This window comes from Clostridium sp. KNHs214, from assembly GCF_000744935.1.
Lineage (GTDB): Bacteria > Bacillota > Clostridia > Clostridiales > Clostridiaceae > Haloimpatiens.
Window position 1 is genome coordinate 834,442 of sequence record NZ_JQMW01000009.1, and the last position, 26,459, is coordinate 860,900.

27 protein-coding genes are annotated in these 26,459 nt (G+C 28.4%); 3 read left to right on the top strand and 24 right to left on the bottom strand.

Going from position 1 to position 26,459, the window contains the following annotated elements; genetic code table 11:
• Nucleotides 1-596: 596 nt before the first annotated feature.
• From CC89_RS06435 to CC89_RS06520, 19 genes are all read right to left on the bottom strand, one after another.
• The gene (locus tag CC89_RS06435) at nt 597-1,787 is read right to left on the bottom strand and encodes a MalY/PatB family protein (protein WP_035290397.1); all 1,191 of its coding nucleotides are present in this window, start codon (nt 1,785-1,787) and stop codon (nt 597-599) included.
• 2 nt (nt 1,788-1,789) lie between these two features.
• Entirely contained in the window at nt 1,790-2,875 is a 1,086-nt protein-coding gene (locus tag CC89_RS06440) for a M24 family metallopeptidase (protein ID WP_035290400.1), read from the bottom strand.
• A gap of 50 nt (nt 2,876-2,925) precedes the next feature.
• Nucleotides 2,926-4,236: a PTS sugar transporter subunit IIC gene (locus tag CC89_RS06445; protein ID WP_035290402.1), complete on the bottom strand. Its 1,311-nt coding sequence runs from the start codon at nt 4,234-4,236 to the stop codon at nt 2,926-2,928.
• Between the two features lie 42 nt (nt 4,237-4,278).
• Nucleotides 4,279-4,614 carry a PTS sugar transporter subunit IIB gene (locus tag CC89_RS06450; protein ID WP_035290405.1) on the bottom strand — a complete coding sequence of 112 codons (336 nt, stop codon included), beginning with the start codon at nt 4,612-4,614 and terminating at the stop codon, nt 4,279-4,281.
• 2 nt (nt 4,615-4,616) lie between these two features.
• Nucleotides 4,617-4,937, bottom strand: coding sequence for a PTS lactose/cellobiose transporter subunit IIA (locus CC89_RS06455; protein ID WP_035290408.1), 321 nt, complete (start codon nt 4,935-4,937; stop codon nt 4,617-4,619).
• A gap of 11 nt (nt 4,938-4,948) precedes the next feature.
• Nucleotides 4,949-5,974, bottom strand: a complete 1,026-nt coding sequence (gene ypdE / locus CC89_RS06460; RefSeq protein ID WP_035290411.1) for an aminopeptidase — start codon at nt 5,972-5,974, stop codon at nt 4,949-4,951.
• A 9-nt stretch (nt 5,975-5,983) separates the two neighbouring features.
• Nucleotides 5,984-7,849: a BglG family transcription antiterminator gene (locus CC89_RS06465; protein WP_035290413.1), complete on the bottom strand. Its 1,866-nt coding sequence runs from the start codon at nt 7,847-7,849 to the stop codon at nt 5,984-5,986.
• A 391-nt stretch (nt 7,850-8,240) separates the two neighbouring features.
• Nucleotides 8,241-10,184: an ABC transporter permease gene (locus tag CC89_RS06470; RefSeq protein WP_035290416.1), complete on the bottom strand. Its 1,944-nt coding sequence runs from the start codon at nt 10,182-10,184 to the stop codon at nt 8,241-8,243.
• On the bottom strand, nt 10,174-10,938 hold the full coding sequence (locus tag CC89_RS06475) for an ABC transporter ATP-binding protein (RefSeq protein WP_035290419.1): 765 nt from the start codon (nt 10,936-10,938) through the stop codon (nt 10,174-10,176). Before CC89_RS06475 ends, CC89_RS06470 begins: the two co-directional genes overlap by 11 nt.
• Nucleotides 10,939-11,005: 67 nt before the next feature.
• The gene (locus CC89_RS06480; protein ID WP_035290420.1) at nt 11,006-12,013 is read right to left on the bottom strand and encodes a sensor histidine kinase; all 1,008 of its coding nucleotides are present in this window, start codon (nt 12,011-12,013) and stop codon (nt 11,006-11,008) included.
• Nucleotides 12,007-12,678: a response regulator transcription factor gene (locus tag CC89_RS06485; RefSeq protein WP_051931554.1), complete on the bottom strand. Its 672-nt coding sequence runs from the start codon at nt 12,676-12,678 to the stop codon at nt 12,007-12,009. The genes CC89_RS06480 and CC89_RS06485 overlap by 7 nt, the downstream gene beginning before the upstream one ends.
• Before the next feature lie 104 nt (nt 12,679-12,782).
• Complete coding sequence (locus CC89_RS06490; RefSeq protein WP_035290423.1) at nt 12,783-13,604, bottom strand: GNAT family N-acetyltransferase; 822 nt, start codon at nt 13,602-13,604, stop codon at nt 12,783-12,785.
• A gap of 478 nt (nt 13,605-14,082) precedes the next feature.
• Nucleotides 14,083-15,120, bottom strand: coding sequence for a gluzincin family metallopeptidase (locus CC89_RS06495; RefSeq protein WP_185750691.1), 1,038 nt, complete (start codon nt 15,118-15,120; stop codon nt 14,083-14,085).
• 4 nt (nt 15,121-15,124) lie between these two features.
• Nucleotides 15,125-16,021, bottom strand: coding sequence for an alpha/beta fold hydrolase (locus tag CC89_RS06500; RefSeq protein WP_035290428.1), 897 nt, complete (start codon nt 16,019-16,021; stop codon nt 15,125-15,127).
• On the bottom strand, nt 16,014-16,292 hold the full coding sequence (locus CC89_RS06505) for a hypothetical protein (RefSeq protein ID WP_035290432.1): 279 nt from the start codon (nt 16,290-16,292) through the stop codon (nt 16,014-16,016). The genes CC89_RS06500 and CC89_RS06505 overlap by 8 nt, the downstream gene beginning before the upstream one ends.
• A 544-nt stretch (nt 16,293-16,836) precedes the next feature.
• Entirely contained in the window at nt 16,837-17,067 is a 231-nt protein-coding gene (locus tag CC89_RS21050; RefSeq protein WP_051931556.1) for a Fic family protein, read from the bottom strand.
• Nucleotides 17,068-17,288: 221 nt separating this feature from the next.
• Entirely contained in the window at nt 17,289-17,432 is a 144-nt protein-coding gene (locus tag CC89_RS21055; protein ID WP_286161311.1) for a hypothetical protein, read from the bottom strand.
• Nucleotides 17,429-20,239 (bottom strand): Tn3 family transposase, encoded by a 2,811-nt coding sequence (locus tag CC89_RS06515; RefSeq protein ID WP_051931558.1) that lies wholly within the window; start codon nt 20,237-20,239, stop codon nt 17,429-17,431. Before CC89_RS06515 ends, CC89_RS21055 begins: the two co-directional genes overlap by 4 nt.
• Nucleotides 20,240-20,280: 41 nt before the next feature.
• Entirely contained in the window at nt 20,281-20,934 is a 654-nt protein-coding gene (locus CC89_RS06520; protein WP_035290435.1) for a recombinase family protein, read from the bottom strand.
• A 278-nt stretch (nt 20,935-21,212) separates the two neighbouring features.
• Between CC89_RS06520 and CC89_RS06525 the strand changes: the two genes are divergently transcribed.
• The gene (locus CC89_RS06525; RefSeq protein ID WP_035290438.1) at nt 21,213-21,773 is read left to right on the top strand and encodes a histidine phosphatase family protein; all 561 of its coding nucleotides are present in this window, start codon (nt 21,213-21,215) and stop codon (nt 21,771-21,773) included.
• Nucleotides 21,774-22,425: 652 nt separating this feature from the next.
• Here the strand turns inward: CC89_RS06525 and aac(6') are convergent.
• The 3 genes from aac(6') to CC89_RS06535 all read right to left on the bottom strand — a co-directional run bounded on the left by aac(6') (nt 22,426) and on the right by CC89_RS06535 (nt 23,580).
• Nucleotides 22,426-22,872 carry an aminoglycoside 6'-N-acetyltransferase gene (aac(6'), locus tag CC89_RS06530; protein WP_035290441.1) on the bottom strand — a complete coding sequence of 149 codons (447 nt, stop codon included), beginning with the start codon at nt 22,870-22,872 and terminating at the stop codon, nt 22,426-22,428.
• Nucleotides 22,873-22,962: 90 nt separating this feature from the next.
• On the bottom strand, nt 22,963-23,067 hold the full coding sequence (locus CC89_RS21415) for a hypothetical protein (RefSeq protein ID WP_353601180.1): 105 nt from the start codon (nt 23,065-23,067) through the stop codon (nt 22,963-22,965).
• A 27-nt stretch (nt 23,068-23,094) separates the two neighbouring features.
• Entirely contained in the window at nt 23,095-23,580 is a 486-nt protein-coding gene (locus CC89_RS06535; protein ID WP_035290444.1) for a hypothetical protein, read from the bottom strand.
• A 497-nt stretch (nt 23,581-24,077) separates the two neighbouring features.
• On the opposite strand from CC89_RS06535, the gene CC89_RS06540 reads away from it, so the two are divergent.
• On the top strand, nt 24,078-24,407 hold the full coding sequence (locus CC89_RS06540; RefSeq protein ID WP_286161312.1) for a CD3324 family protein: 330 nt from the start codon (nt 24,078-24,080) through the stop codon (nt 24,405-24,407).
• A 469-nt stretch (nt 24,408-24,876) separates the two neighbouring features.
• Nucleotides 24,877-25,524 (top strand): FusB/FusC family EF-G-binding protein, encoded by a 648-nt coding sequence (locus CC89_RS06545; protein WP_035290450.1) that lies wholly within the window; start codon nt 24,877-24,879, stop codon nt 25,522-25,524.
• Nucleotides 25,525-25,673: 149 nt separating this feature from the next.
• Here the strand turns inward: CC89_RS06545 and CC89_RS06550 are convergent, their stop codons facing one another.
• Together CC89_RS06550 and CC89_RS06555 are read right to left on the bottom strand one after the other, a co-directional pair.
• A complete protein-coding gene (locus CC89_RS06550; protein WP_035290453.1) occupies nt 25,674-26,165 on the bottom strand; it encodes a GNAT family N-acetyltransferase in 492 nt (163 codons plus the stop codon).
• 81 nt (nt 26,166-26,246) lie between these two features.
• Entirely contained in the window at nt 26,247-26,435 is a 189-nt protein-coding gene (locus CC89_RS06555; protein ID WP_185750692.1) for a GNAT family N-acetyltransferase, read from the bottom strand.
• Between the last annotated feature and the right edge of the window lie 24 nt (nt 26,436-26,459).

Here is a 26,459-nt window from a genome sequence, read left to right on the forward strand (position 1 = left end):
TGCACACTTATAAATATACTTGCTAAGAAAAGTTTTTTCGAATATTTTATACAAATCGATGCGCTACTTAATGAATTTATATAAATATAAGCTTATTAAGAACAAAGTACTTGGTTATTAATATATATAAAATAAATACAAAACAAGCAAACGTTACATTGCCTTGTTTTCGTGAATATTTCCCAAGAACTCAATGGGTAACTGATTTATGGTTTACGGATTATATATTATGTAAACCAAATAAATGATATTTGTGTTTGAACTAATAAATTTAAAATTATTAACTATGGTTAACTAAGTTAACTCTATATAATTTGGTTAACCATAGTTCTTGTTTGTGTTTTGCTTGTATTTTTAGTTATAAAAAAACAGAGACTTATATAAGTACCTCAAAACTTTTTTGTTTGTTTTGTTGGTAGTTTATAAAAATCTCTGTTAATAACTTTGTTTTAAGACAAATTTATTGCACAAATTAGTAGAGTTAAATATATACTTCTAAAATAACAAGTCAAATATACTAGAATACTGACTTGTTATTTCTTTGAATGTGCCTAAATTATCTTTTCATGCATAGAATAATATATCTATGCTCCAAGCTATTGATATAAGGAAGATTTTTTGTATAAATAATCAATACTTTTTTTAAATCTATTCATTCCAGTTTTTAACTTTGATAAAGGACAACCACAATTTAAACGTAAATATTTTTCACTACCATACACTTCACCTTTCATAATTCCGATACCACCTATATTTACTAGCGCATCTTGAATCTCTTCAGAAGAAAAAGGCATTTTCCTACAATCAATCCATGCTAAATATGTGCCATCGGGTTTTTTAAAATTTATATGGTGAAAATTATCATTAATAAATTTCTCTATATAGTCCATATTTTTATCTATATATTCAACAAGTTCCTCTACATAGTAATTACATTCATTATAAGAAACCATTGTAGCATGCATGCCTAAAATACTAACAGAATTTAAGAAATCTTTAGTTCTAGTTGTATGTATAAATAATTTATTTATAGTATCATTAGGAATAATTGCATAAGATCCTATTAAACCTGGATAATTAAAAGTTTTGCTTCCAGATGATACTAAATAGATTTCATTGTACTTTAAATAATAAGAAAGAATAGGAGTATGTTTATGTCCTGGAAAAACTATGTCGCTGTGAATTTCATCGCTTATTATTTTTACACTATATTTTTGGCAAATTTCTATAATTGATTGCAATTCACTTTCATTCCATACTCTTCCAGTAGGATTGTGTGGTGAACATAATAATAATACCTTACACTGTTTTACCTTTTCCTCAAATTCTTCAAAATTAATAGTAAACTTTCCACTCTTTTCATGTAATAAAATCTTTACTAATTCACGATTATTTTCTCTTATTACATTAAAAAATGCATCGTACATAGGATTAAAAGTAGCTACTTTATCATGATCACTGCATAACAATTTCAATAAAAGTGATACTGAATACATAACTGAAGGGCTATAAAGTATCCATTCTTCATCAATATTACAATTAAATTTTTTCATAAAATGCTTTGAAATAGAGCCTTTAAAATCATGATGGTTCCATCTAGAGTATCCGTATATTTGATGTTCTAAAACGTTTTTTAATCTTTCGTAAACAGGTAAAGGCACCTTAAAATCTGTATCAGATATAGAAAAAGGGATTAAGTCTTCTTTGTTAAAGCGATCTTGAATATAATCCCATTGGGTACAATATGTATTTAATCTATTATTAACTTGGTCAAAATTATGCTTCATAATTATTCCTCCAAAATTATCATTTCTTTAGTTGTTTTGTTTAAAGGAACACCTATTCCATTTGATACTAAAACATCATCTTCTATTCTAACTCCACCTATATTAGGAACATATATTCCAGGTTCACATGACATTATCATATTGTTTTGTAAAATTGTAGATGAAGTTTGATTTAAAAACGGATACTCAACTCCATCACCAATACCGATTCCATGTCCAAGGCCGTGATTAAAATAATGTCCATATCCCGCATTACAAATCACATGCCTTACTGTTGCATCAACTTCTTTTGCTTGTATATTTGATTTAATTACAGATATTCCAGTTTGCTGTGCATCCTTTACAATGTTATAGATGTTTAAAATTTCTTCATTAGGCCTTCCTATGAAAACCATTCTAGTCATGTCTGATTGATAATTTTTATATTCAATTCCAAAATCAATCATTATGGGTTCATGTGCTTTTATTTTTCTATCAGTAGGACGACCGTGTGGTAAAGCTGTTCTAGGGCCAGAAGAAATTATAGGATCAAAAGACAATTTAGTTGCTCCTGCCTTCAAAGAGTAATAATGGAGCCATGCATTAATTTCTCTTTCAGTTATTCCAGCTTTGATATGTTTTATAACTTCATTAAATATGCTATCTGTTATTTTACATGCTTCTTTTAATATATTAATTTCAAATTCATCTTTTATTATTCTTAATTTATTAATTTCATTTCCAATTAATGAAACCTGAAAATTGTACTGTTTAAGTTTTTCATAATCTGTAATTGAATAGGCACTGGCTTCTATTCCTAATCTAGAATAATGATATTTTTTTAAAATATCATTTATAATATCAAAATGTTCTCTTTTAGATTGAGCCGGAGTATTTTCAATTATTTCAAAATCTTTTTCTATATCATTTGCTTCTTTAACATATCTTCCATCTAAAATCATATATGATTGATCTTTGGTTATAAGAATATGAACTCCACCTCCTGTTAAAGTATTTAAATACTTTTTAGTTGTTTTTGACTTTATTAAAATCGCATCAATATCTAATGATTTAATTAACTTTTTAATTTTATTAACATGAATGGCCATAATATCTCCTTTATTTAAAAGGGTAAGCCTTTTAAGCCTACCCTTATTTTTTAAAAATCTAAATCGCCTAATAGAGCAGCATCTTCTTCAGAAATTTTAGATTCTCCTTCTTTATTTTGTAAATTGTTTTGTTTTTCATATAGTTTGAAGAATGGGTACCAAATTATAATTGATCCTATCATTTGTAAAGCATTAACTACAATAGTTAGCCAATGACCATTTACTAAAAATCCTTCTAAAAATACTCCTACATATGGTGGATTAAAGAATGGTTTTCTTAAAATTCCAGCCCACATTAAAAATGCTGGGAAAGTTCCTAGGATAGTTCCACCAATAACATATGGTAAAAAGAAAGTAGGATTTAAAACTATTGGTGCTCCAAATAATATAGGTTCATTAATTCCAAATAAAGCTGGTACTATTGAAACTTGTCCTACACGTTTATAAGCTTTATTCTTTGATAAGAAAAACCAGAATACTAAACCAAATGTAATACCTGTTCCAGTGAAATTAGCAAATGCACTTACCATACCACCTGTATAGAAATGTGGCAATACTTGGCCACTAGCCATAGCTTCTATATTTTCTGCTAAGAATTGAGCTGCAATAGGTGCTGTAATTGGTGATAATACTGAAGGATGTATTCCGAAAAAGAATAATAAGCAACTAAGGAAAGTAATAAATACAAATACAAATGGATTATCCAATGAACCAACTAGCGGCTGTAAAAATTTAGTTAATATTTCTGGTGGTAATACATTAAAAATTTCTAAACTAGTAAAACGAATTGCTGCAAATAATCCAACAATAATAACTGTTGTAGGAATTAACTCAAAAGATCTTGAAACAAAATCTGGTACACTTTCAGGCATACGTATTGTAAAGTTCTTCTTTTTGCACCATCTATATAATTCAACTGCAATAATACCTGAAATCATTGCTACAAATAGCCCTTTTGTTCCTAAATATTTAATATTCATTCCACCATCTTTTGTGAAATCGAATGTCAATAAAAGGAATCCTACTGCACCTAAAACCATGCAGCCTGGTACGTATAACTTATGGTATTCCCCTAAGAAATATGTTATACATAGACAAACATATAAACCCATCATACCAATTGTTAAATAAAAAGGTAAATAAAAACTATCCATATTAGCTAAAATAAATTGTGATATACTATTACTTTTTCCCAGCATATTTGCAATAGCTTCTGGTATTAAACATAAGCTTCCAATAATGAGAATGGGGGTCATTGCAACCATTGATTTTTTGATTGCACTTAAATGTGGTTGCTTATCCATTTTACTGGCAAGGGGAGTTAAATATTTATTCATAAATGCCTCAAATTTTTTTAACATAGTATTTCCTCCTTGTATAAATGAATTTTTAAATTAGTAATATTATTTTTTATTTAGTTGAGCTTTTTTATAAGCAATCAAGGCCATTTTTAAGGAAGTAGCTCCATCCATTTTCCCATATGTATCTTGATCAATTACGGTATAAGGAATATTCTTAGGTTCAATAATGCTCTTGATATAATCTAGTTTGTGTGCGATTTGTGGACCTACTACAAGAACGCTACAATTGTGAACCTCTTGTTCTAACAAATCAACTGGAATAGCTGCAAATTCAAAATCATCATTATTTAATTTTTTGCTTTCTCTTACTATTTTTTTCATACTGTCCATTAGCATTGTGGTTGAAAAACCTCCTGCACAACATAATACTATTCTCATTTTTAATCCTCCTTAGACTCAAATATATTAATTATTTCTTCTATTAGATCTCTTGCAAGTTGTGAAGACATATAGTGATCCTGTGCATGAACCATTAGTAAAGTTATAGGTTGTTTGTCCTCATTTCCTTGTGAGAGTTCTGCTTGAATTAAATTTGTTTGAGCTTTATGGGCCTCAATATCAATTTCTTTAGATTCTTTAAGCAAAGCCCTTGCTCCATCATAATCGCTTTCTTTTACTTTCCTTAATGCTTCAAATGCCTTAGCTTTACTTTCACCTGCAGATGATATAATTTGTAAAATTTCCATTTCTAATTTATTCATTTTTTTGCCTCCTATATATAGTTTGATATAATACTATATTCTTCTTTAGTAAACGATTTAATAATATGGATAAGTAATTCTGTTAAGGCTTCAATATCTCTTAAATCAGTCATTGAATAATTTCCATGACAATACCTTAAAGGTATTCCTAATACAATAGAGAGTTTACCTCCATTTGTCAAATGAGATAAAGCTGCATCCGTTCCTCCACCTGAAAACATATCACATTGAAATTTGATATTATTTTCTATAGCTTTTTTCTTAGTCCAATTAAGCATTTTTCTATTGGGAATCATTGTTTTATCATAATGAACTATCATGCATCCTTTAGAAATTTGACGCTGGTTAGTATAGTTTCGTGTTAAATCTGGTGCACAAGCCACATCAACTGCGATTATCAGGTCTGGATTAATAATATTAGCCGTGCATTTTCCTCCTCGCGTCCCTACTTCCTCTGAACTTGTAAAACAAAGATATACATCATTTTCATGTTTGATTTTTTTCATTTTTCTATCAATTTCTTTTAAAATATAACATCCTACCCTATCATCTAAGGCTTTTGCCATCAATACATTTTCATTAATCATTTGGCTTTTGCTGTCAAAGCAAACCATGTCTCCAACACTTATTCCCTTATTAATAACCTCTTGTGCTGAACTGAGTCCTATGTCTACATAAATATCTTTTATTTTATGCTTTTCATCATAGGAACAATTCATTAATCCTTTTATTTTGTTACCATCTACTGTCGTAATAACAACAGATTGAAAGGATTTAGCAGAGTCCTTTACCCCACCTACTGGCATTAAGTATAGCATTCCAATATCACTGATATATCGAACCATGAATCCTACCTCATCCATATGAGCGCAAATCATTAATTTAGGATCTTTTCCATTATGATGACTAATAACACTTCCAAGACCATCAAATATAATTTCTCCACTAATATCTTCAATTAATGCATTACGAACTTCTTGTTCATTGGATGCAATAGCATTTAAATCACATAACTTTTTTAATAATTCTATATCCATAGATATCACCTAGACTTTCTTATTAATTAATGCTATAAATTCTTTAAAGCTGTTTACTTTAATCAACCTTTGTATCATTTGAATATCATTCATAATTTCAAATAAATCTTGTGTAATTTGTTTATGCAATTCTAGATTATCTTTTTTTAGTGCTATCATGAAAATTATGCTAACCTTTTTATTGTTAAATATAATTGGGTTTTTGAATATCTTTACAAAAACTAAGTCTTTATTTGCTTTCATTTCTATAGGGTGAGGAATAGCCACTCCATTTAAATATATAGTTGAGGAAAAAGATTCTCTTTTTAAAAGAAGCTTTGAATAATATTCACCACCAATACCGGCTTTTTCAACGATTTTAGACATATTTGATATACACTTAATATAATCATCTTCATGCTTTTCAATTAAGAAGTAATTTGGATTAAAAAACCGTTTAATATAATAATCTTTTGTTTCATTTATAGAAGCACCATGAATTTTATCAAGACTAACCAGCTGTTTTATTTTTAAAATATCATAATCATCTAGAAGCTCTTTAATATAAATCAAAGGAACTTTTAAATTCATGTTGAAATCAATAGTAGAAAATACAATATCCGGATTGAATTCTTCAAGTTCTTTTATTTGTAATATAGAAAATGTCTCTATATTTGAAGTTTCAAATAAACTAGCAATTTTAAGTTTAGTTAAATATGCACTACCACCACCTGTTGAACAAACAATTGCAATTTTATAATATTTTTTAAATTTATTAGCAAATTCTTTCTCCATATGCACTGCAAAATGTGTAGCGATAAATCCTATTTCATCACGGGTTATTTTAATTCTGTATTTATCTTCAAGCATTTGACTCAACGATATTGCAATATTAAATAATGTTGGATACTTAATTGATAATTCATCTATAATAGGGTTAGTGTAAGATACTTTAAACTTCCCTCTATTAACTAATGATGCTATATGCATTGTTAATAGTTGCTTAAAATCATCATCTGAATTGAATGATGTATTATTTTTTTTATCAACATCAATAAAAAAAGCACAAATATCTGAAGGTAGTTCTTCTAAATCTTTTATATAATCTTCATTGCTTTTTGTTTTAGTTTTAATTAATTGAGTAAATTCTTTAATGTCACCTTCTGGAATACCTATATTGAATTTTTGTGCAATAATATTTAATAGCTCACTATTTTCATGCAAATTTATTGGTGTATTAATCTTTAGATGAATATATATAGTAACTTTTAACCAAGCAATTATTTCATTTAATTCAACATAATAAATATCTAAATTCCTTCTTTTTAGTTTATTAATTAATGTTTTTTTTACATAAATAAAATTATCACCTATTTTATTATCAATATATTTTTTTACCATTTCATTATCCTTTAAATAAAGCTCTATAAGTAATTTCCTATGTTCTATTAAAGGATTATTTATTTTAATACCATAATGAGCTTTTCTATCCATTACAAGATTATATTTACTGATATAGCGATCAATTTCGTTTTTGGATTTTTTTATTAGTGATTTACTTGTTTCTAATATATCAACTAATTCATCAGTTTTTATATAATTATCATGTAATGCTATATAAGCAACAATATTTTCAATACTTACTTTTGGTTTATTAGAAATTTTATCTAATTTACTAGTAAAATTATTTAACTTTTCTATATCTAGTACTTCTAATAAATATCCTCGCCCCCTTTTTTGCATTAAATGAAATCCGTTTGCTTTGCCAGCATTAGTCAAATACGAAAAATCATTTTGCAATGTTCTTTTTGAAACAGAGTATTTATTCATAAAATACTCTATAGACAAATAATCATTAGTTTCAATTAGATCATTAATGATATTTAACTCCCTCATAAACGCACTTCCTAACTGTTTTAAAATCTATTGAAGAAACCATTAGGTTTCTATTTATCTTGATCCTAGAGAGTATTTTTTATTACTAGCTCTAAGATTTTGAACAAAACCTAAAAATTTTATAAAATAATATATTAAATGTTTTATAGTCAGTGGTAAACAAAGTAAGCTAACATAAATTTCTTTGAACTCAATCCTTTAGTTATCGTTTTCATTTATATACTATTATAATACGGTATTGTAATAGTATATAAAAGAGTATTAATTGCATACTATTGTGCAATTAATACCCTTAGATGCTTATTTACATAAGCTACTTTTTTATCTTTTTTATCATTGTAAAAAAACCCTAAACCGTAATTGGTTTAGGGTTTTTAGTATTTTGTTAACTTTATTCCAATACCGATTGTTTATAGGTTACATAAGTGGCTACATAGTAGATAACATATATAAATAGAAACATTCCCATAGCACTAATAACGCTATTAAGGAAAAAATTTTGACTAGTATAGCCTTCCATTAGAAAGGAAAATGCCCATACAAAAAGTATAGATATTGGCAACCCTAGAACTAATGGAGATGAAAATTGAATGGTGGTTTGCTTTAAAATTAACCTTTGTATTTTTGTTTTATCCATTCCAATATCATTTAACAATTTATAGCGGTATTTATATTTTGTACCTTCTGTAATTTGAGAAACTGCCAATACTGTTGCTAAAATTATAGAAAAAATAAGAGCAATATAAAGTAAAGCTAATATAATTAAAACCATACTAGATTTACCTTCTTCTAAAAGAGTGCCTTTAATTTTAAAGTTTACAGGAAGCTTTTTATAATCCATATTTTCATATTGATTATAATACTTTAATATATTATCGCTTAATTTTTTATCCGTTTCTTTTTTTGTATTCCAAATATATTGAGTTCGCAAATATTTAAATTCTTTAGTAAATTCATCTGGTACCACAAGATAATAGTTTTTAAAAAATCCTATATCTTCTGTTTGCATAGGATCTGATTTTATTTCTTTCAAATTTAGCTTATGCCCTGCAATATTGTATTCTTCTTTTTTTAGTCTTTCTTCAAAGATGAATCCTGTTGATGCTGTAGTCTGAATTAAAAACTCATTCTTATTAAGTTTTTCAGCTTCAAAACCTGCTAATTTTCTTATTTTATTATAATCAGATAATTTAATGACAGTTTCGTATTTCTGTTTTTTGGATACTAGTGTTGAGGATAGTATATTGTTATATACATCAGTATTGTGGATTTCATAATTTTCAATGGCGACCTCACCTTTAATGTCATATGGGGAAATTAAGTTTCTAATACCATCTACAAATTCCCTATCTTTATCCCAATACATATTAAAATCAAAGGTATAATATTCTTTTGTTTGAATTTTATAAAAATCTCCCATAAACATTGCTATAGTAAAACAGGATAATGATGCAATGAGAAGAATTGTTATAGTTCCGAGAGTTTTTGTCATAGTGTTGATTCGTGAATTAAAAAATCTTAATAAAATCATTTTTTCCTTAAATCGTTTCTTCCCCTTTAAGAAAACTAGGTTTATCATGGAAGATATAGACCCTGTCAATCCATAAATAGAAATAATAACTAACAATAAAAAGAATAGACCTTTTCCTGTTATGTTTTTATAATAGAACATTTTTATAATTCCCACCATTCCTATTACAAGCATAACTGAAAATAAAAGAAAACTAAATATATTATCTTTACGTCTGTGAAATTTTCCGCTCTCATTTTTCTTTTCCATGTACATAAAATCATATATTTTAAATTTCTTAAAAGTAAAAAGATTTCTTATAAGAGAGAAAATATATATTAAAATAACGGCCAAAGCGGTAATACTAACTATTTTCCAAGAAAATACAATGTTTAATTGAAATGGAATTTCAAAGAAACGATAAACTATAGCTTTTATCATTTCCAAAAAAATAGTACCTACTAGAATTCCAAATACGAAGGAAACTCCTCCAAGTATAAATTGTTCATATACAAACATTTTTGATATTTCATTGCTCTCTATTCCAAGAAGCATATAGGTTCCAAGCTCTTTGCTTCGTGATTCTAAAATGAAGGCACTCATATAATTCACTAACCACGCTACAATTAATATAATTCCTACAGTAACATAATATAATTTTTCAAGAAAATTAGGTAAATGTTCCCCTAGCGTGCGAATATCCTCTGATGCGATCAATCCATTTATTGCATAAATAAATGAAATGGCCAAAGTAATGGTGACAATATAAAGAAGGTATTTTTTTATAGATCTTTTAGAGTTTCGAAGTGCCAATTTAAACAACATTGGATTTACCTCCCAAAAGAGCCGTAATATCCATAATTTCAGAGAACAACTCTTTTCTATCTCTATCCCCACGAACTAATTCACTAAATATTTTTCCATCCTTTAAAAATAGAATTCTACTACAAAAGCTTGCAGAAAATACATCATGAGTTACCATTAATATTGTTGCATGATCCCTTTTATTAATCTTTTGAAAAGTATTCATTAGCATCATAGATGCATTTGAATCCAATGCTCCTGTAGGCTCATCTGCTAATAATAATGTAGGCTCATTTACTAAAGCACGTCCACAAGCACATCTTTGTTTTTGTCCTCCTGATATTTCATAGGGGAATTTTTTTAAGATATCATTAATTCCTAATTTTGCAGAAATATTGTCAATTCTATTTTTTATATCATCTTCATTTTCATGATTGATAATTAAGGATAAACCTATGTTTTCTTCTACAGTTAAAGTATCTAATAAATTAAAATCTTGAAATACAAATCCTAAATTTTCTCTTCTGAATTTTGCTAACCCCGATTCTGGTATTTTTGAAATGTTATTTTTATTTAAAAATATTTCTCCTCCTGTAGGAGTATCTATAGTAGAAATACAATTAAGTAAAGTGCTTTTTCCAGAACCAGAAGCTCCCATAATTCCAAGAAATTCTCCCTTGCATACTTCAAAAGAAATATCATCTATAGCTTTTGTAAGAATACTTCCCTTTCCATAATATTTCTCTAAATGATTGATTCTTAATATTTGTTCCATGTTCATCCCTCCTATGCTTTTATTGTACGATACGGGATGATAAAATACATCTTACAGAGTTGTAAGGTCATTTTAATTTATAGTAATCCCCTACTGGAAAACCTATGATTACCCTTGTATATTCATTTTCCCTTGACTCTATAGATAAGTCTATTCGCATTTTGTCTGCACTTTTTTTACATAGATAAAGTCCAATTCCGGTGGCCTCTCCCCTTCTTTTATTACTTCCTGTAAATCCTTTTTCAAATACCCGAGAAAGATCGCTTGAAGATATACCGCATCCATTGTCTTCTATAATAAACTTTATTTTCCCAACTTCTTTGATAATTTTGAAAGATATTTTTCCTAGTGGCTTAACATATTTTATTGAATTTAATAGCGTTTGATGCAAAATAAACTCTATCCATTTCTTATCGGTATAAACCGAAACATCAACATTGTCATGAATAATTTCTATTTCTATTCTCTTTTCTTGTATTGTAGCTTTTTCTTTTAATAATACTTCATGTATTATTTTAAAAAGATATATCTCTCTTACATGATAATCTTTTTCTAACGTATTAGCTCTTATATAAAACAAGCTGGTTTCCATTAAATTGGATAATTTGGAAAGTTCTCTACTAATTTTATTTGAGCTATCCTTTTGTGTCATGTCCAACATATAAATTGTGGTAAGAGGTGTTTTCATTTCATGAATCCACTCTTCAATATACTCCTTATAATCCTGGTATTCTTCTTTTGTTTTTGCCATATCTGTAACCATATCATATAATGCTTTCTCCAGAACTCTATAGTATAAGCTTCCATATAAATCTTTAGGTTCATTTAAAAGTTCCTTAATTAAATATCTTTTATCTAATTCTGAAATAAGCTGATTTATTTTTAAACATGTTTTTCTATATTTCAAGTATTCAAAGCCAAGATTTATGATAAAAAAGATTAAAGAAATTAAAGAAACTAGTATAAGAACACTCTTGTTTGTACCTGTAAAATATAAAAACAATATTACAAGAATAAAATATAAACAGTTTTTTGTAATTCTTGATTTTTGAAAAGATAAATATCTTGTTAACATATAGAAAACCCCTTAGAGGGTATAGTAGTGATAATATCATCGGCACCAATGGACTTTAGTTTTTTTCTTAATCTTGACATATTAACATATAAGGCATTTTCGTCAATATACAAATTATTATCCCATAAATAATTGATCAATCTATTTTTATCAATGACTTGATTTTGATGGAGTCCTAAATAATATAAAATCCTAAATTCATTTTTTGATAATTCTACTTCTTCTTTTGTTTCTCTATGAATGACAGCATTCTTGCTAATATTTAAAACAACATTGCAGATAATCATCTCGTTAATATATTCATAGGATTGATAACTTAATATTCTATTTATGCGAGCTAAAAGAACATCTTTTGAGAAAGGCTTTCGAATATAATCATCTCCACCAGCAGTAATTCCCTTTATCTCATCTATATCACTATCTCTACCTGTAACAAAAACTATAGGAATTTTATTTTGTTTTCTTACTTTTTGGCAAATAGAAAAACCATTCATATTTCTTAAGTTTATATCTAACAAAATTAAATTAGGTTTGAATTCAACTATTTCTTCCATATAGTTTTCTAAATTATCCAAATATATGACTTTGAAACTTTGATTAATCAAATATTCTTTTAGTGATTTTGCTAAATCCAAATCATCTTCAATAATCATAATCTTTTTCAATATTATCACCTCGTAGATAAACTCTATAAACATAATAACATTATGTCCTATTTTTTACTATATAGGCAGTATTTTTTATTATTAAAAAACTAAGCGTATTTGGCTTAGTTTTCCAGTATCATATCATTTTCAGCTTCATTTTTGTTTGCCACAAAGCCCATGCTTTCGTATAATTTTATTGCGCCCTCATTACACTCATCTGCCATAAGGAATGCCCTTTTAGCTCCGTAATATTTTCCATAAGATAATGCTTGATTTAATAATTTTTTTGCTATTCCCCTTCGCTGATATTCTGGACGTACAGCTATTTCACGTACCCATAATACTGCACCTTTTTCACTTTCATGCCCATAGATTGTTACGCAAACAACTCCTGAAATATGGTTATGTTCCCTGTGTACAATAACGGCACTATCTTTACTACCTATGGAAGCTGCATTAGATTCTGAGTCTTCAATCCATTGTTTCATCCATGTTTCTGATTGGCCAGAAAATCCCCTACTCTGATTTCTACAAGAAAGAGTTACTTCTGAGGCTTCCTTACAATCATGACTTTTTAAAAGTTCCATTGAGTCTATACATTCAAAGCTTTTAGAAATATCATTATTAAAATAATCATTCCATACAGCATACATATGAAAATCATTATTTTTAAATTCATCTATCCATTCTGTTGGAATAAATGTTATAAGTCCTTTTTTATTTGATTTCTTTATCTCTTCAAGTAAAATAGAAGCGTTATTACTCGCCCAATGAAACTCATATAATTCTGCTTCTTGATTATATCCCAATAATAAAATTATTTGTTTAGTATTACAAATCACATCATAATCACAAATACTTTTATGTTCTGTATATTCCAATGAATAATACTTGTACTCTTTTAATTGTTGTTTTATATCTTTAAAAACATGTTCTTCTATCATATTCACACCTTCTTTTTAGTTAATCTTAATTTGTTCTTCATGCCTATTTATATAATAAATTATATTATCCATATCATCGCTCTCCTTCCATCTTTTATCTGATGGCTATATCGTAATACTCCACTCTCCGAAAAAGTGTGGGATAATGGCATCTATGTCCATGGACAACAATTTCAAAGTTTATCATTACTATTAAGTATTCTTTATATACTTTTTAAATCCTTCACATGAGTATATCCAATCATCAAATAGTTTTTTTACACTTTGTTTTTTATCATTTGTAGCCTTATCAATATAAAAATTGCAGAAATCCTCAAAAGTTGTAGGCTTATTTTTAAACTCGTTTAAGAATTGCGTGGTTATATTATCAAAGATGTTTTCACTAATTATATTAGTTAATTCATATAAACATATAGCTCCTGCAGTATAGCTTAAATCACCATATTCATATTCACCAAACTTATGAATTGGAATTTCTTTATAATTTGCCAGAGTTCATTTGTTCATTCCAAGTTTTAGAATATAAATCTAAATAATGTTCCTTTCTCTCTAGTGCATTCATAATTCGCATTTCATAATAACTTGTAAAAGCTTCATCGAAAAAGCGTGAACGGCTAACAGTTTCTTCAGCCTTTGCATTCCATCCAAGATGAGTAAATTCATGTATAATTTGATTCATGTTCTTTTTTGAAGAAAAAGTAGATTCTTGTATAAATATTGTGTCATTTTCTTCACAGGTAAAAGAGCCGTAGCCATCAGGAATGGAAACATATTTTGTGTTAGATTTTATATCTCTATATCCAAAGTGTGAATTCATGTATTTGCTTGTAAAATCCATAACCTCAATTAACATATCGCTATCAAAGGAACCATTAAGAAGATAGAAAATTCCTGTTGGTAAAATCAATTCTTTATATTTAGCTATGGCGCAGTTGAAATTATATTTAGCTGCTTTATGATCATTAAAATAGAATATATTCTCCTTTTTTGAGGTTAACTTTTCAGATGCTATAGCTTCATAACCATAAGGTACTTCCACAGAAATATCTGCATAACCGCTTATTGTTAAATATTTAAATAGTGATTCTTGTGTATCTTCAATAAACATAGGATAACAAAAGGTCTCCCAGCGAATAAAAGTGAAATTCTCATTAATTGTTTCCTTGACATAAGGACAACATCCTGTATCTCCTGTTAAATATCCTTCAAATTCTATAATAAGTGTGTTGGAAAACTTGGGAACCTGAAATTTTCTTACAAGATATCCTTCTAGCACATCCAACTTTACTAAGGATGATGGCGTAAAGAAATTTTTATCATCTATTTGTATAGATTTTACTGTGAAATCTCTGTTTAAGTAGAAATGAGAAGTACATATATCACATTTTTCATATTTACACTGACATGTCAAACTTTCTTTAAATACATCGATTTTAAAGCTCATATCCAATGTAGTCCCCTCCCCTATAAAATCATCAATATTGAATCTTCTAAAGTTGTGATTAAATAAATCCAATACTTTAAATAAATAATAATTCTTTTATGGAATCAATAACTGCATCAGGCCTAGTTTCGTTTATACAATGATTACTATCTTTAACAATTGTGCATTTGCTATTATTAGATAGCTCTTTTAATCCGTAAGATAACTTTTGAGATAATTCCACAATTCTTTCAGCCTCTATTTTGGGTACTCCTTCTTCCACCATTTCTTTAATGGAGTACACTGGATCTTGAATTAATATTATTAATGGACAATTAGGAAAATCTCCTGAAGTATTCATATTCCCTGAAGTATTTCTTAAATCAATTAATTCAGAAAGTTGATTTACATATATTTCAGGTCTTACGTAAAAGTCTAAAAGCTCATTTTGAATATCCAAAGGCTGCTTTAATTCTTCCTTTGATAGCTCTGGCTTTATTTCTTCTATTAATTTATCTTTAGTATATTTAGAATACCTTGTCCACAATTTAAAATAAATTTCATCTGAATCGGTTTTATTTGATATAGGGCATTCTAATTTATCAAATTTATCTTCTCTATACATTGATGCTGATTCAACAAGTAATACACTTTCTACTTTTTCTGGATACAATCTTGCAAAATGCTGAACACATAGTCCTCCATAGGAATGCCCTACTAATATAACCTTTTCATTTATATTCAGTTCAGTTAATAATGAATATAAATCCTTGGCAGCTATCAATGTATTACTACCTTCATGGTGTAGTTCGCTATTTCCAACACCAGGTCTGTGTATTATGATAACCTTTGCATATTTAGATATTTCATCTGCAATATCTAACCAAGCATACATGCTGCATCCCATTCCAAGCATAATAACTACAGTGTTTTCTCCACTCCCAGTAATTAAATATTCTATTTTTCTTCCTTTAATGGTTGATAGTTTAATCATGAATTGCACCAGCTTTCTTTGGGTATAAATTTGGTTTGTTATAGTAAGAGGTAATAAGTTTACTATATGTTATAGCAATTGAAAGATATAATTGAATTTTAAATTGTGAAATATCGGTTTCATGGAACTCTTCAAAACTAAGGTCAAAGGCAAAATTATATCCTTTTTGAGTCCTAATGTCTAACCAACACTTATACATTTCCTTATCATCATCATGGGTATATTTAACTAATGATATTTCATTATTTTCTATAAATATAACTTTATTCACTTATGCACCTCCACAATAAATTTTAATACCCCGTTTGAATTTAGATTATTAAAATTACAATACTTGATGACTTAGCACCCTTTTACATTGACTACACCTTTTAAATAAAATCTTTATATGCTTTAACATCTGGTTATTAGCCTAATGGTGAGCTTGAGTATTAAAAATTATAACTTTTCGTTTTCAAAGCACCCCTAAACTTAGCACCACTATAATTGGTTTTGCAGATGTGTTTTGTAACTTGTTATACAAAGTTAAGTTGAGTATTTTACTAGTGGAAATTATTATTACATAAATATCGATATTGGTATTAACTGAACTGCCGATCTGGTAATATTTCCATTTTTCAAACTATTACTTTAAGTTTCTATTTGATCTAATATCTTTTTATTTTCTCAAGCTTTATTTTTATTAACTTTAGGATTATTAGCTTTATCTTTATCAAATGCTGTGACCAATTCACCTAATATATACATTGAATCCATAAAATCAATTAAAGGATTCTTAGAAAACTCTCCCCTAACTTCAATAAAATCGCATGGAACTATCTTCTCTTAGTATTTTTAATACAACCTACCATAGCCTCTAATTCCTTATATGCTTTTATGATAACTCCAAGAAAATACTCAAGCCATGTTTGCAGATTATTTTTTCCATCATGCCATAGCATAGATGACTTATTCAATGTCTCACAATAAGTTTCTTTGCTATCCTCGATAATTTTTTCCAAACTAATAAATCTTCCAACTTCAAAGCCAGTTTGGTACAAAAACATTATCAGTATTTTTATAGTTTTCCCCCTTAGCTGATGAAAATTTGTATAAATCTCTATGTAATTGTAATAACACAGATGATTTTATAGGTATAGTATCAAAAGCACTATGAATAGTATTTAATACATATCTATAACAGCTATCTCACTTTCACTTCTATCGCTTGTTTCTATTTTATTATCCATTATTTCACCCAAGCTTTTACTCGAAGTATAAATACCTTCTATTCTATTAGAGAGGATGATTCTATACCTTGTATAATTGCCACATCTTTAAGTGTGTTTAATATTTGAGGTGATTGCTTTTTATACAAATCTTGCTTCCCTTTATATTCATTTATAGTAGTTAACATTCTCACTATGCTCATAGGTTTAGTATATGAGTCATGTCCACAACATTCTGTAATATTACTGCATTAGATACAAGATCATTATACTTAATTCTCTTTTCCTGTTCATCAGGATCATTTTCAGAAATAATTCCTTCACCACCGAACGAGAAATATTTAGAAAAACCATTATATGATTCTATCTTATTCGTTGTTGCTGTAATCTGCTTACGCATTTCAATGTCAGAAATATATTGCAGAAGAAAAATAGTTCTAATTACACTTCCTAGTTCTTTAAATGCTTGGTATAGCTTGTTTTTATGACTATAATTGTTTAACTTCCTTAGGAGCGTAGACGGTACTATTTTTCCAGACTTAATTGATAAAACCACTTGAAGCAAATCTTTCCAATGAGTTTCGATTAATTTCCAATCTACAACATCACTAAACAAAGAATCTATATGTTTATATTTATGGTTTTTATCAACGCGATAAAATTTTAAGTCTTTCCAATTTCTAATTCTTGGCATTAATTTAATTCCTAGTAAGTAAGTTAATGCAAAAACAGGTGTTGACTGTGCTTGAGTATCTCCGTGTATTGTATCTGGCTTAATATCTGATTTATTTTTCATAAGTCCATCTATAATATAAATCGCTTCCCATACACCACAGGGAATAAAATGGCTAAATAAAGCTATGTATGTGTCTGAAATATGATGATATGCAATTCCACCGTTTCCACCATAACGTATGTGATATTCTGATACTAAGTTTTCTTTATAAAGGTCAATCATTGTACCATCAACAGCAGCAATCTTATTGTTGCCCCATAATTTAGGCAAATAGCACTTATTATATAAGTTAATTATATCTTTAATAGCTTCATTCAATCTATTTGCAGTAATATGTCTTCGATTTACAAATGATAACATGTGTGGGGTTATTGAATTTTTCATATGCCTTGCTGTTTGTGTTGGGCCAAGATTACAGCCATATCCAAATGCCAAAGTGATATATCTTTCAACTGCATCATCTAATTTAGGATCTGATCCAGACAATGGTCCAAAATGTCGTGTCCAATTTAGCCAATGTTCTACGTTACAAAGGATTTCAAGCACATCACGTTCTGGCAAACATTTATAAATTGTATTTTCTAAATCAACAGCACTTTTGGGCATACCTTTTGCCGTAGCACGTTTAAGTACAACTTCACCTTCTTTATTAATAGTGATATTTCCATTATCGGGATAATTTTTATCTACTTCTATTGATTTTTCTTTTAGCATCAATTTTAAATTTTCTACAAATTCACTTGGATTTTCTTTAAGACCCATTTCAGCGCAGAAATCAGAAATTAAAGGCTCGCATTCCTCCCAAGGTAAAAGCTGCTCTCTATAGTCTGCAAATTCTTCAGAATTATCAATGCACAGGTCACCAGTTCTTAAGCCAGATGCTAAATAATAAAAAATACATACCTCTAGATGTCGTCGTGATAAAAAAATATTGCAGTTTTCCTTTATAATAACAGTGTTTTGCCATTGAGTACTTGCGAAATCTAAATCTAGAGTAAATGGTAATAGGTCAGTGCGTTTATCTTCATTTGCAAGTAAGAAATTCAGTGCTTTAATTAAAGATTCATCTTGTGTAGCACTACGAATTCCAAGCAATTTTATTAATATAAACAAAGATTTTCTGTAGTTTTTATAAAATTTCCATAGTAAAGGTAAATAATTATTTCCGTTATAAGAAGAAATAGTATCGCAATCTGTAAGAAGCACTTCTATACCACCATTGTCATTTACTAGCTCTCTGATTTGTTGTCCTAGTACTGCATCATTGCTCTTATTATCATTTGTTTTCTCAAGTACACTTGTTAAAATTGAAATTAGATTTTCTGTTTTTGCACGGTTCTTTTCTTGAATCTTTTTTAGTTCCTCTTTGCCCTTATTCTGAATGTTACGGAGACATTTTAAAAACATTACTACCAAATTATCTCGCGCCTTAATTTTTGACATATATATTAAACTCAGAATTGAAGTGTATTTTTTCGCAGTAGAAAATTTATTTATTTCAGAAGCATCAAGAACTTTAGCCTCAGCAGCAAAGTGTTTAATTTTAGCAATTGGAATGTCATTAATTAAACTTTCAACATCCCCCATAGATAAAAGAAATTGATATGTATTTTCTAGCGCTTTAAGATGTTTAATCGTTGCACTTTTCGGAGTTTCTTTTAAATAATTAAACCTTGAATATGTATCTGAATCCTCAATGCCTAATAAGCTATCTAACTGGCATTTTTTATCTATAGTCAATCTCTTTAATACAGTTTCATAAATAGTTGAATTAACTAATGTACGAATATGACGTACTGAGCGATTAAGTGTGCTAAATGCAGGAAGTTCAAATCTCTCTTTGACTAAGGCTTCAATTGCTACATTTATAAGGTCAGCAGGATTATTCATAACTTGGGCTGCTTTATATGTAGCTTCCGTAAGTACATGTCTTGCACTTGCTCCAAACTCTGTAACATTTAAATATTGTCTAATAGAGCTTTTATATCTGTAAAGTGTTCTATTAGGTATAGTAAGCTCTATGTCTGATGTAATATTCAATTGTAAACAAATATGTTTTACGATTTCAGTTGGAATTTCATAAATTCTAGGGAAATAGCCTAATCTTTGAAATGATTTTAACAAAAGAATAAAATTTAAAACTTGAGTTTCTCCTTTTGCAGATTTATGAGCTATCTCAATTTCTTCATGATTAGGTGTATAAATTGATACAAGCTCTTTTGCACCAATATTTTTCTTAAATCTTGGATAAGCTGTACGTTCAATAGTTGCCAAGTTATATTCCTCCTATGTATTTCTATATGCCATGTTACAAATTAATAGTTACTTTGTGAAATTGTATTTTGTTTAATTTGCCACGCTAAATTTGTTTCATATTCTTTAACTCTCCTATAAAATGTATTTCTCTTTACTTCTAGCAATTCCATAGCTTTAGTAGCAGTTATTTCTCTATTCTTCCATTTAACATATATACTTTCAAATTTATAATTAAGCTCTATTTTCTTTCTACCTTTGTACTTACCTTTAGATTTTGCTATTGCTATCCCTTCAGCTTGCCTTTGTTTTATCTTTTTACGTTCTTGTTCTGCAACATAAGAAAGAAGACTTAGAAATTGATCTTCCATTAGTTTACCTATATCACCCATAGACTTAAATTTTCTACTATCAAATAAAGTTTCATTATCTAAACATATTATATCAGCATTAACTGTTCTAGTAATATACTTCCATTCAGTTATAATATCGTCATAATTTCTTCCAAGCCTATCAAGAGAATCAATATAAATTAAATCACCGTCTTCACAAAATCTTCTCATTAATTGATATTCTAGTCTGTTAAAATCCTTTCCACTTTGTTTATCAACGAAAATATATTTATCTTCTATATTTAGATTTTTCATTTTAAGTATTTGACGTGTTTCATTTTGATTAGTTGAGCTTACCCTGCAATATCCCATAATTTTAGACATATTTTAACACCTTCTTACATAATTTCTGTATATATTATATAATAACTGTTGCATCAAGCCTATATAATTTTGAAATATTTCAAAATTAATATTTATAACCCTAGTGAAATTTTTATAAATAGTGTCAATAGGGTATACCTCATTGTGATAATTTTAATGCTAAAGTTTTGTATAGTGGTAGAACACATAGGTTTGAAAAAATTTAATTTAATGGTACAATATTCTTAAATAATTAGTTCACAATCGTAAGAAAATGCGAATTAAATGGAGGATGTTATATGGCACAATTTTATTTAGTTAGACATGGACAACCAGATTATAGCCCATGTAATGAAAGAGGATATATAGGACATGGCAAAGATTTGGCGCCTTTATCAAAAAAAGGTATAGCACAAGCATTGGCAACAGCATTAGACCCGAGATTAAAAAGTGCAGATATTATTGTATCTTCCCCATATACAAGGGCTTTACAGACTGCTGCAATTATTTCTCAAAAGACAAATATTGATATAACAGTAGAGATGGACTTACATGAATGGATGCCTGATTTAACCTTTCAATTACGTGTATTTGAAGAATGTTTAGACTTAACAAAAGATTTTAATAATCATAAAGGTATCTATCCTAACGGAGAGACAAGACGATGGGAAGACTTAAATTCATTAAGAAGTAGAGTTAAAAAGGTTGCTGATAAGTACGCTAATTATAATAAAGTGATAATGGTATGCCATGAAATGCTTATAAGAACATTGACATATGCAGAAAGAATTGCACCTGGTGAAATAATTGAGTGTCATTATGAAATAGGAAAAAGTGATGAACTTTATTCTTTCGCATAATAAACAAGAATTAATTCACAACTTTCTTATGTTATTCACCAACTACTAAAAATAATAAAATAAACAAGAAAAGCCACGTGTTGGAATTTACATCCAGCATGTGGCTCATTTTTGCATGTATGTCGGCTGTACCCCAATAAAGTATTTATCATACCACATAAGCGAAATAATACAAGTCTATAAATAATTTGTACTGCAAATTATTATTTATTGTATATTATAACATTTTTGGTTATAATTGCATATTAAAATCTTTTACTTTCTTACTTATGATACGGTATTTTTACGTATAAAAATAGTCTTAATCAAGTAAAATCAATGGCTAAGGCTAAAAATCTCACTTATTTATGGTACGGTTCTCCGTAACTACTGCAAGTGAGATTTTCCCATTTTATTCTTGTGTATATATTCTACATAATTATGGTATAATTCTAAGGTGATGTTTTGAAATCCGTAGTAGGATGGCTGCGGAGGTTTTGAACATTTTATCCTCCTGGGATATTGGTGAACTATTTCACTATAGCTAGGGGGTGGTATTGAATTTGTTTGATACATTTATAAAGTGTATATCAATCATATATCAAATTTTCATAAAAAATAAACATAAATAATTTTTCTAAAAACTTATTTATCGCTAATATAAATTAAGAATTTATTTGATTAATTTTTTTGTGAAACAAATAATTCTATTAGCTTCAGCAAAACCTATAGCCAAGTGAAATTCTAGGCTTTCTCTATTAGTCAATTCACAATCACTAGCAAATTCTGTACATCCTATTTCCATTGCCCACTTTTCACACGATTGGCATAACATACTGGCTATACTCTTGTTACGAAACTCCTCAATTACATAAATACCTTCTAAATATCCCACCGGAGTACTGTCTGTCCCCTCAACATAGTCTTTTCTTAATCCACATTGAGCAACACCTACTGAAATATTATCACTATAGGCTATAAATATTTCTGATTCGTTAGATGTAATCTTTTCAAACAACTCTGCTTGTAAATCATTTATATCCGAGTCACTCCACATATTATGAAATAATTCTGCTACTCTTTTACTATCTTCTGGTTTTGCTTTACAAATATTAATCATTATTTAATTCACCCATCCTTTTTTTTATATTGTATCTCATTAGTCTTTATATAGCTTAAGTTTTCATAAAACCTTTGAGCATTAAAATTGTTAATAGCTCAATCTTCTTAATATTATTTTCATATGCACTAGTTCTCCTGGAAAAGGCAAAATACAACCATAAGTTCCGATACCCTCATCATTCCTAGCGCCGATATCTGCATACTATCCTAAAATTAGTACTTATCTATCAAGTTCGGTTCTTAGTTTAATTGGTATAAATGTTTCCATCTGTGCCCATCCCTGTGCCTTGATAATATCCTTAGGCGTAATAATATGCCCCATACTATAATGGTTAGTATGTTCATCAAGTTCAAATAAGTTCGATTTATTAATGTAGTCTATAGCCTCATTATACAATTTATTACCCATTTCTTCATCGCCGTCTCTATATGTGTAAGTAAGATAATATCCGCCATCAAAGTCAACTACATCGTTACTACCGCTATCCATGTCCTCACTTAACGCCCACCACCAAACCATACCTTGTTCCATAGGATCAAAAAATAAAAAATCTCGCGGCATAAAGTCATCTCGTGGCAATGGCTTAATAGCGGAAAAATATGCATCAAACTTTCCTAATATTCCTTCTGCAGAAAAATCAAAATTTTTATCAACACCTGATGAAGCAGCTTTAAACGGTGGTAATGAAACAATTCTAAACTCCATACTCTCATCTCCTTTTACATATTCCAATAATTTCATTTTATATAATTATAGCATATATTCTATGGAAAATATCCACTGGATAAACCATAAAAAATTTCAATATCTTTTGGTTTACAATTTATTGTACCTAATTCACACTTAACCTATTACTCTATCACTCTCACTTTCACTAATGTTTTATCAGCATATGCAGCTACCAGTTTAAAGTTTTCCTGTTCATATTTTTGTGGTAAAGTTGTATGAAAACAATATTTTATAGAGTTTTCTACCTATATTTAAATCATCAAATAATCCATATATTAAAAATTAAGTTAATTATGATATAATTAACTGTAATGCATTGGGGGTGTTTTTATGAAAGTCTGTGATACATTCAGCTCTAAATCAGCTTGCTCCGTGCAAAGACTACAACAAAGTAAGCTATGCTTTGTTTGGAGCCTAAGCTTTTAATTTAGCTGAAATGCAAATATGTTTTAGGCTCTGTAACACATAGCTTTTTGAGTATTCTTTGCTTTAACACTATGATAAAAAAGCAGAGGAGTAAGGAAATGAAGTATGCAAAAGCGCAAGATGTGTTACCTGAGGAAATTGTTAAAATAATACAAGAATATGTAGACGGAAAATATCTTTATGTACCCAGGAAAAATGAAAATCATAAAGCCTGGGGAGAAAAAAGTGGTATAAAGAATAGTCTTAAGGCTAGAAATAGTGAAATTTATAAAAAATACATTAATGGTGCTACTATTAATGCATTAACTAAAGAATATTACCTGTCAGAAAAGAGTATAAGAAGAATAATAGCTCAAGGGAAAGATTTATACTCATAATTATTACAGAATTATTTATTGGATTGAATACTTATTTTAAAACATGTTATGATTTCATTGTGGCATTCCAATGAAAGTTATTATTTTTAATTTAAGGCAATATTCAAAAGATAAGAAATAAAATGATTGTGAATATAGCATGTTTTAAATCAAGATGATTACTATTACTTTCAGTTGGAGAGTACTAATAATCATCTTTTTTTAATGGGCATGTAATAAAATGTAACTGTAAGTAAGATATTATGATTAAACCACAAAAGGGTACAATGAATGCGGTGGAATTATGAAATTTCTCCTCCGTGACTTGCATAAGAGCTCGGAACAATAAATTTAAACAGTTCTTTCGCTTCTTATGCAAGTCATTCTAGAGAAATTTCATAATTCAAGTAATGTAATGTTTTTTGTGGGTTAATCAGGTTATTTAAATGGATATAAAATTACATATGTTAGAAAAGAGGTGATAGCCTTTATGGAGGCTTTTATAAAAAAATATGAATATAACTATATAAAGAAATGTTTACAGGATTTAAATAGTGCTTTCAGAAATTGTGTAGATACTAATGTTATTGAAGTAAGTAAAGCATACATACATGATAAAATACTAAGCCTTTTTACAAATTTATCTGATGAAGAAAGAGAGCTGCTTGATATTAGTAAGATAAATGATCCCACACAGATTGACAAGTATTTAGACGAGTTAAACGAATATGTATATGGAATGCCAAGTATTACAAAACCTAAAATTATTAAATTGTTTAGAAAGGAAAAAAATTTAAAATTGCCAAAGCCAAGTCTACAGGATTCAAAAAATGTGTATTTAGGCTGGATTGATGAAACCACTAGAAAATTATTTTTAATTTACAATATGGATGGTAAATTTGTAGGTATGGTATGTAAAATTCCAAGTCATAATTCTAACAATACTAATATGTGTTCCCTTTGTAATCATGTAGGTTCTGAAAATGAGGTGGCTTTTGTCTCAGCTATCTGCAAAACAAAAGGTAACTACAAGTCACTAGGATTTAATATATGTTTAGATAGTCAGAAGTGCAATGAGCGAATTGTATCTATAGAAAAGCTTGAGAAAATCTTAAAAGATGTTAACAATATAAAATAACAGGGGCATACATTTTATGATACGGTACATTTACTTATGAAAAATAGACTTAACCAAGTAATATCAGTGATTAAGTCTATTTTTATAATTTATTTATGATATCATTTAACGTATCATATTCTAAATTTTAACAAATTATCTTCTAAAAATTAGTAGTTATACTCGTGATTTCCTATACGTATTTTTTGAGTTAATGTTTCATTTTTCCACGGCTTTCTTATTTCAATAAGATTTAAAACATCATAACCCATTTTAGATAAAAATTTTATTATTTTATGATTATTGGGATGTACCCAGTTAAAAACTGTATCGCTACCCAAGTTATTTGCAACCTTTTCTGCCTCTTTATATAGTTTTGAGGCTATACCATTTCTCCTTGCACTCTGAGAGACAAATAGCGATTCAGTCCATACTACATTGTTATCAATTCTACAGACTAAATAACCTAACAATTCTTCTGTACTGTCTTCAGCAATAAATATTGGAAAGTTTGCTTCCATGTATTCTTGAAATTCTTCCTTGGCTTGTTCGATATTCACAGTTCCTTTAATTCCTTTAAGTTCTTTTAATTCTACTCTAAATTGTGCTATTAGCTTTGATATTTTTTCTTCATCTGAAAATTCTGTCCGTCGTATAATCATAGTTTTACCTCCTGGTAATTTGTAATTAATACTTTTTTATCCCAATCTAAGAATAACTTAAATAAAATTATTGATTCTAAACTAGCTTTCTTTATAAATTCTATGATATTCCCGCTCTAAAATGCTAAAATAAAATTGGTCTACCCATTTACCTCTACATTTATATTCTTCTCTAAACACACCTTGTTTTGACATTCCTGCTTTTTGCATTACAGATGCTGATTTGAGATTATCACAATGGCACATAACTATTAATAACTTAGTTAACAATTCGTGATATAAAAAAATACTAAC